The sequence below is a fragment of the Streptomyces sp. NPDC058239 genome (genome assembly GCF_042882185.1).
GTDB lineage: Bacteria > Actinomycetota > Actinomycetes > Streptomycetales > Streptomycetaceae > Streptomyces.
In genome coordinates this window covers 1-6,782 of the sequence record NZ_JBHVWS010000122.1, presented here as the reverse complement: position 1 = coordinate 6,782, position 6,782 = coordinate 1, and the positions used below count along the sequence as shown (strand labels likewise).

Below are 6,782 nucleotides of genomic sequence, written 5' to 3'. Positions count from 1 at the left end.
CCACACCCCGAACAACTCCGGCACACACACCGCCGGCACCTCAACCGCCGTGTCATTCCACTCCGACACCACCCGACGACGCTCAACCTCACCCAGCGCGCGGATGCCGCTCAACGGAACGTCGGGGCCGCCGTCAAGCGCCTCCTCCAACGCAACCACCAGGTTCTCCGTGACCGTGCAGACCAACGCCGCCACAGCGTCCGCGTCGATCGGAGCAACCGCGTCCACGACCAAGGTGATCTTGGTGTCGTCGTCGTCGACGGCGACCGACAGCGGGTAGTTGGTCCGCTCCCGGAAGAACGCCAGCTCGACCCCGTCGAAGAGCTCGGTGGTCTCACGGTTGAGGCCGTTGTTCGGGCGGTAGTTGAGAATCGAGGTGAACAGGGGTGCGTCCGCCGGCACCTCGCTGGCCTGCTGCGCCAGGGTGAGCGGCGCGTGCTCATGCTCCAGCAGCGCCACGAGCTCACCCCGCATGGCCCGTACCGCCGCCACCACGGTGGTCTCGTTCACACGCATCCGCACCGGCAGCGTGTTGATGAACGGACCCGCCACCCGGCCCGCACCGGCACCGGCATTCATGCGCCCGAACAGGACTGTGCCGAACACCACGTCGTCCCGGCCGCTCACCGCCGCCAGCGCACGCGCCCACGCCACGTGGAGGACGGTCGCGGCCGTCGCCCCCAGGCGGCGGGCGACCCCGCGGACCCGCTCGGACAGCTCCGGTGCCAGGCCGACCAGAGCCTCGGCCGAGTCCATACCGTCCTTGCGCGCGTCCACCAGGCCGTACGGCGCGGTGGGCTCGTCGACGCCGCCCAGCAGGTCGGCGAAGAAGCGCTCGTGCTTCCCGCTCTCGATCCCGGCACGCGCCTGTACGACCAGGTCACGGAAGGGCAGCGGCGCCGGGAGGTCCGCGCCCCGCCCGGCGAGCAGAGCCTCCACCTCGCCGATCAGGATCTCCAGTGCGGTGTGGTCCTCAATGATGTGGTGCAGGCGCATCAGCGCCAGCCAACGGCCGTCACCACGGGGTTCGGCCGCCACGTGAACCCGGACGAGCGGGGCCTGCCTCAGGTCCATCGCCAGACCGCCCCTGGTCAGGAGCTCCTGCACGGGGTCCGCGCTCTGTGCTTCCAACTCGATTTCTTCTACTGGCAGTTCGACATCACGCCGGACCACCTGCACGGGCGCACGAAGGCCTTCCCACACCATCGAGGTGCGGAAGACATCGTGCCGTTCGACCACCTTCTCCAGAGAGCGCACGAAGGCGTCCAGGCGCTCGCGCGAGTCGAACCGCATCACCGTCGATGTCACGTAGGCGTCCTCGCCGCCGTCGGCGAGCAGGTGGTGGAAGAGCAGGCCCTCCTGGAGCGGGGTGAGCGGGTAGATGTCTGCGACGTTCGCCGCGCCGCCGTCCACGGTGGCGACGACCAGCTCGACCTCGTCGGCCGTCAGGTCGACCAGCGGGAGCATCTCCGGCGTGATCGCCTGCGCGTCCTCGGGGATCAGGTTCGCCGGGACCTCGACCTGCTCGGTCCCGGCCACGGCCGCGAGGCCGGCCACGGTCGGCGCATCGAACAGCGCCGGCACCGACACCGATATGCCGCGGGCGCGCAGGATCTCCACCAGCCGGAAACCGAGGAGCGAGTGGCCGCCCAGGGCGAAGAAGCTGTCATCGACACCGACGCTGTCCAGGCCGAGGACCTCGGCGAACGCCGCGCAGAGGATCTCTTCACGGACCGTCGACGGCCCACGACCGGAACCGCTGGTGTACTCCGGGGCAGGCAGCGCCTTGCGGTCCAGCTTCCCGTTCGGCGTCAGCGGCAGCGCGCCGAGGACGACCACCGCCGACGGCACCATGTAGTGGGGCAGGGACTCTGCGGCGGCGTCCCGCACAGCATCGGCGAGGGCGGCGTGATCGGCCTCCTGGCCGACGGGCACCACGTACGCCACCAGGCGCTTGTCACCGGGTACGTCCTCGCGTACGACGACCGTGGCCCGGTCGACCGCTTCGTGCGCTGCGGCGACGGCCTCGATCTCGCCCAGCTCGATCCGGAAACCGCGCACCTTCACCTGGTCGTCCGCGCGCCCGATGAACTCGAGGGTGCCCTCCGCCGACCAACGGACCAGGTCCCCGGTGCGGTACATCCGCTCGCCCGCCCCGCCGAACGGGCAGGCCACGAACCGCTCCGCCGTCAGCCCCGCCCGGCCCAGATAGCCACGGGCCAGGCCCGCGCCGGCGATGAACAGCTCGCCCGGCACCCCGGCGGGCACCGGAGCCAGCGCCCCGTCCAGCACGTAGACCTGCGTGTTCCCGATCGGCGCACCGATCGACGACACCCCGCCCGAAGCCGCCCCGACCTCCGCGGCGGTCGACCAGATCGTGGTCTCGGTCGGGCCGTACAGGTTCGTCACCGACGCCGTGCGCGCGAGGCGGCACGCCAGATCGCCCGGCAGTGCCTCGCCGCCGACCAGCACACGCACCCCGGTCGGCACGTCCTCGCCGCCGTCACCGGGTTCGGACACCAATGCGTGCCACAGGCTCGGCGTGGCCTGGACCACCGTCGCCCCCGATGACCGGATCAGCGCACGCAGCTTGCGCGGGTCACGTACGGCGTCCGCCGTGGCAAGGACCACGCGCGCACCGTTCAACAGCGGCAGGTAGAGCTCGAGTCCGGCGATGTCGAAGCCGATCGTGGTGACCGCGAGCAGCCGGTCGTCCGCGCCCAGCGCGAAGCGCCGCTGCATGGAGTCGAGGAAGTTCACCAGGGACCGGTGCTCGACCACCACGCCCTTGGGGCGCCCGGTGGACCCCGACGTGTAGATCACGTACGCCGGGTGCGCCGGGGCCGGCCGCCCGGCCCGCTCGGTCCCGTCCCACGGCCCGCTGCCGAGCGCTGCCGTCTCGGCGAGCACCGCCGGATCGTCCAGAGCGACCAACGGCGCTCCGCCGGCTGCTGCTTCCGAGCCCTCCAGCCGACCGGTCAGCGCCGTTGCGGTCAGGACACACGCCACGCCGGCGTCGGCCAGGGTGAACGCGATGCGTTCGGCCGGGTACTCGGGGTCGACCGGCAGATACGCGGCCCCCGCCTTCAGCACGCCGAGGAGTGCCACCACCATCTCGATGTCGCGTTCCAGGTACACCGCGACCACGGACTCCGGACCCACACCCCGGCCGGCCAGCAGCCGCGCCAGACGGTTCGCACGCGCGTCCAGCTCCGCGTACGACACCTCGACGCCCTCGGCGACGACCGCCACCGCGTCCGGCGTACGTGCCGCCTGCGCCTCGAACAGCTCGGGGAGCGTCGACACGGGCCCGTCAACCGCTGTGTCGTTCCACTCCACCAGCACCCGGCGCCGCTCGGACTCGTCCATCAGCTCGGCCCGACCGACAGGGTCGGTGGCGGGTGTGGCGGTGAGCCAGTGCACGACGTTGAGAAAGCGTCGCAGTACGTCGCCGGTGGACGCCGCGTCGTGGAGGTCCGGGTTGGCGTCGACGTTGATCTGGAGGCCGGACCGGTCGTAGACGTCGATCCGGACGCCGTCGACGGGGCCGGTGGCGAGGTTGTGGGCGGTGACGGGGAGGTCGTCGAAGTGCAGGTCGTAGTCGAACGCCATGACGTTGACGTGCAGAGTGCACAGGACTCGGTCGACCATCTTCAGGTCGCGGAGGATCTCCTCGTGGCGGTAGCGCCCGTGGCGCAGGCCCTCGCGGACCGCGCGGGAGGTCTGCCGGACGACGTCGGCCACCGTGGTCCAGGGATCGAAGGTCACGCGGACCGGAAGGACGTTGGAGGTCATGCCGGGGACGCCGGCCTCGCGGTGGCCCGCCCTTCCTCGTACGAGGATGCCGATGACCACGTCACGCGCCCCGGTGACCCGGTGTTCGTGGACGGCCGCGGCGGTGATGAGCAGCCCGGCGAGATTGGTCTTCAGGCGGCGCGCGGCCGCCTTCAGGGCCGCAGCCCCCTGCTCGTCGATGCCGTCCGCGGCGCGGACAGGGACGTGCTTGGCGCGTCGGCCCGGGTGGGTGGCGCCGGCGAGGACGTCGTCGGCCAGGCCCGCGAGGGTGTCGTTCCAGTACTGCCGGTCCTGCTCGATCTCGGGGGACGAGCGATAGGCGCGTTCGGCGTCGAGGAGTACGGAGACCGGCTCGAGGGCGCCATCGTTCAGGTCGTGGTCCTGCAGGAGGGAGGTGTAGATCTCGGCGCCGCGGGCGGCGAGCACCGCGGCTCCCATGCCGTCCATGGCGAGTTGATGGACTCTGGCGTACCAGAAGTGCAGGTTCTCGCCGAGCTTGATGACGGCCTGGGAGGAGAGCGGCCCGCCGACGAGGTCCATCGGCCGGTGCAGGTCGGCGTTCATCCACTGCTCGGCGGCCGCGCGCGGGTCGGACTCGTTGCTCAGGTCGACGACGTGGACGGGGTAGTCCCGCTCGTCGTGCACGTACTGCCGGGGGGTTCCGTCGATGACGCGGATGCGCAGGCGGAGGCTCTCGGCCTCGTGCAGCCTGCGCCCTGCGGCTTCCACCAGGAGTTCGGACTTGGCCGCGCCGCGGATCTCCAGGTATTCGGCGGTGTGGAAGCCACGGTTGTCCGGAGCGAGCTGCTGCGCGTACCACACCGCAAGCTGGCCAGCCATCAGTTCCCGGAGCTCAGCCTTGGATGCAGCCATTCCCGCATACTCCAATCGGTTCGCGTCATCGACTGGAACAGCAGGGGCCCGCCTCTGTCAGGGCGTGCCGCATTACCGCCCAGCGTTCTGGGTCAAGACGTTGACCTGTCACAGCGTCACAGCGCAGGCCCGGGACCGGTCCGTGCCGGTCCCGGGGCCGTGGCCGGTGGGGACTACTTGCCTTCCATGGCCCCGATCAGGCTCTTGGGGCGCATGTCGGTCCAGGACTTCTCCACGTAGTCGAGGCACTCCTGACGCGGGGCCTCTCCGAAGACCTTCTCCCAGCCGTCGGGGACGTCGACGAACACCGGCCAGAGCGAGTGCTGACCCTCTTCGTTGACCAGGACGAGGTAGTTGGCATCGGGGTCGTCGAACGGATTCGTCATCACGTTGTCCTTTCTCGGCAATGACATGGATGCATCGTCAGTGGGTTTCACCAACGCTATTCCGGCCCGCTGACACACACATAGCGGCTGCTTTCCGCACTGATGGGCGGGCCCGGAATCCACCTGCCGCCACGCCACCTCACGGGACATCACGACTCGCGGTGGTGATCCACTATGACCCAGGGCAGTGCGGTTGCTCAACGCCTCGCATGCGCACGGCCCGCACAACCCGCGACCTGCGACTGCGTGCCTTGTGCGGGCAGTTCAACTGTGTCGCCGCGGCAGTTGAACATCGGCCGGATCACGTGATCTTGACTGCTTGCGAAGGCCCGTGACAGCGTGGCATCTACCTGAAGGAATGTCACTCGCGCCGCTGTTCGGCCGCTCGCCCGCCTTTTCCGGCGCACTTCCAACTCCTCGATCGGATTGGCATTTCCGTTCCGGGGACCAAGAAAACCTGTGAGGCGTCCGCATGCGCAGTGAGCCGGCCGAGCAGCCGGAAATCAACCTGGTGGATCCCAAGCTCTATTCGGATGGCGATCCTTTCGTGCAGTGGCGGTGGCTCCGCGACAACGAACCCATGTACTGGCACCCGCCGACGGAACTCCCGGGTTTCTGGGCGCTGACCCGGTACGAGGACGTGCGCACGGCCTACCGGGACTCCGAGACCTTCAGTTCGGCCCAGGGAATCCTCCTGCGGCCGACCGACCACGGCTCGGATCCCGGGGGCGGGCGCACCCTCGCCCTCACCGATCCGCCCCGGCATCGGCAGCTGCGCGGTCTGGTCGACTCATGGTTCGCGGTGCGGTCGGTGCGCGATCTCGAGGCAGAGATGAACGAGGTGGCGCGCACCGTCATCGACGAGGCCCTGGAGCGCGGCAACTGCGACTTCGTGGCGGACATCGCGGCGCGCGTGCCCCTGTACGTGATCTGCAAGATGATGGGCGTTCCGGACTCCGACTGGGAGCGCCTGCACAACCTGACGAGTCAGGCGTTCGGCGCCGGGGACCCGGTCACTCGCAGGTTCGCCCACCTGGAGATCCTGGGGTACTTCGAGGAACTGCAGGCGGAGAAGGCCGCCGATCCGGCCGACGACCTGGTGAGTGTGCTGGCCACGGGCAGCATCGACGGGGAACCCCTCGATCCTGAGGACGTCATCCTCAATTGCAACAACCTGCTCGTCGGGGGGACCGAGAACACGCGCATCGCTGCCGCCGGCGGCATGCTGGCGCTTCTCGAACACCCCGAGCAGTGGCAGCGTCTGTCCGAGGACGCGACGCTGCTGCAGCCGGCCGTCGAGGAGATCCTCCGCTGGACTTCGACCGCCACGCACATCATGCGTACGGCGGTGCGGCCGGTGGAGATCCACGGGCGTCGTGTGGAGGTCGGCGACCGGGTCACTTTCTGGCTGCCCTCGGCCAACCGCGACGAGCGGATCTTCGAGGATCCGGACCGGTTCGACATCACCCGGAAGCCCAATCGGCACCTGGCACTGGGCTTCGGTGAGCACTTCTGCATCGGCAGCGTGCTGGCCCGGGTGGAACTGCGTCTGGTGTACGCGGAGTTGCTGAACCGCTCGATCCGGGTGGAGCTCGACGGCGAGCCGGAGCTGCTGGACTCGATCGTGGTGAACGGGCCGGATCGGCTGCCCGTCAAGCTGACCGCGGCGTGAGCGCCGCTGCCGACAGCGAAGGCGACCGCCCCGGCTCCCTTTCGGGGGCCGGGGGC

At 69.8% G+C, this 6,782-nt stretch carries 3 protein-coding genes; 1 reads left to right on the top strand and 2 read right to left on the bottom strand.

Annotated features, from left to right (window positions below):
- Positions 1-4,668: amino acid adenylation domain-containing protein (locus ACFVYE_RS47030; RefSeq protein WP_389609721.1), on the bottom strand; the 4,668-nt coding region annotated here is incomplete at its 3' end.
- Between the two features lie 173 nt (positions 4,669-4,841).
- Positions 4,842-5,054: an MbtH family protein gene (locus ACFVYE_RS47025; protein ID WP_383978373.1), complete on the bottom strand. Its 213-nt coding sequence runs from the start codon at positions 5,052-5,054 to the stop codon at positions 4,842-4,844.
- A gap of 472 nt (positions 5,055-5,526) precedes the next feature.
- Here ACFVYE_RS47025 and ACFVYE_RS47020 point away from each other — a divergent pair, with 472 nt between their 5' ends.
- Entirely contained in the window at positions 5,527-6,726 is a 1,200-nt protein-coding gene (locus tag ACFVYE_RS47020) for a cytochrome P450 (RefSeq protein ID WP_383978367.1), read from the top strand.
- The last annotated feature ends 56 nt before the right edge of the window (positions 6,727-6,782 follow it).